Source organism: Escherichia sp. KCJ4928, from assembly GCF_004352695.1.
Taxonomy (GTDB): Bacteria; Pseudomonadota; Gammaproteobacteria; order Enterobacterales; family Enterobacteriaceae; genus ECMA0423.
This window is the reverse complement of record NZ_SJWV01000435.1, coordinates 1-1076: the sequence shown is the minus strand read 5'-3', so window position 1 is coordinate 1076 and position 1076 is coordinate 1. Positions and strand designations below refer to the sequence as shown.

2 protein-coding genes and 1 pseudogene are annotated in these 1076 nt (G+C 39.1%); all 3 read left to right on the top strand.

Going from position 1 to position 1076, the window contains the following annotated elements:
• Nucleotides 1-205 (top strand): annotated as a pseudogene (locus E0D98_RS24625) (EscR/YscR/HrcR family type III secretion system export apparatus protein); the annotation flags it as partial.
• A gap of 9 nt (nucleotides 206-214) precedes the next feature.
• Nucleotides 215-475, top strand: a complete 261-nt coding sequence (locus tag E0D98_RS24620) for an EscS/YscS/HrcS family type III secretion system export apparatus protein (RefSeq protein WP_000341004.1) — start codon at nucleotides 215-217, stop codon at nucleotides 473-475.
• A 1-nt stretch (nucleotide 476) separates the two neighbouring features.
• Nucleotides 477-1076 (top strand): type III secretion system export apparatus subunit SctT (gene sctT / locus E0D98_RS24615; protein WP_131891318.1); only part of this gene is annotated, 600 nt, incomplete at its 3' end.

The following is a 1076-nucleotide window of genomic DNA, read 5'->3' as shown; positions in this document are numbered from 1 at the left end:
TATTATAGGTTTTTATATCTATTTACCCTTTGTCGTAGTGGATCTGGTTATATCCAGCGTTCTGTTAACGTTAGGTATGATGATGATGAGTCCGGTAACCATATCTACACCGATAAAATTAATTTTGTTTGTCGCGATGGACGGTTGGACAATGTTATCAAAAGGGCTCATTTTACAATATTTTGACCTATCCATTAATCCCTGAGGAAAAAATATGGACGATATTGTTTTTGCGGGGAATAGGGCGCTGTATCTGATTTTAGTTATGTCTGCAGGACCTATTGCAGTTGCGACATTTGTTGGTTTATTGGTAGGGCTTTTTCAAACGGTAACGCAGTTGCAAGAACAGACGTTGCCATTTGGCGTGAAATTATTGTGCGTAAGTATTTGCTTTTTTTTAATGAGCGGGTGGTATGGTGAAAAATTATATTCATTTGGTATCGAAATGCTGAATTTAGCATTCGCGAGAGGATAGCATGGGGGAGGCGATACTCTATCAGTTGCATAGTCTGCTGGCTGCTACAGCGCTCGGTTTTTGCCGATTGGCACCAACTTTCTATTTGTTACCATTTTTCGCCAGTGGGAATATACCAACAGTAGTTCGTCACCCAATAATAATAGTGGTATCATGTGCATTAGTTCAGCATTACCACTATGAATTATTGAACTTAAATGAAATCGATATTGCTTTGTTCGCTGCCAGAGAAATTATCATAGGGCTGTTTATTGCATGCTTATTAGCATCCCCGTTTTGGATTTTCCTTGCTATAGGTAGCTTTATCGATAACCAACGCGGTGCAACATTAAGTAGTACTTTGGATCCGGCTACAGGTGTCGATACCTCGGAATTAGCAAGATTATTTAACCTTTTCTCTGCTGCGGTTTATCTTACTAAAGGTGGAATGAACTTTATTCTGGAAACTCTTTGGCAAAGTTATAATTTATGGCCTTCAGGCAATTTTAATTTTCCTAAATTAGAGCCTTTATTCTCATATATTAATAACATAATGACTCATACTATCGTTTACGCAAGCCCCGTGATTGCCGTTATGCTGGGCGGTGAGGCTGTCCTGGGA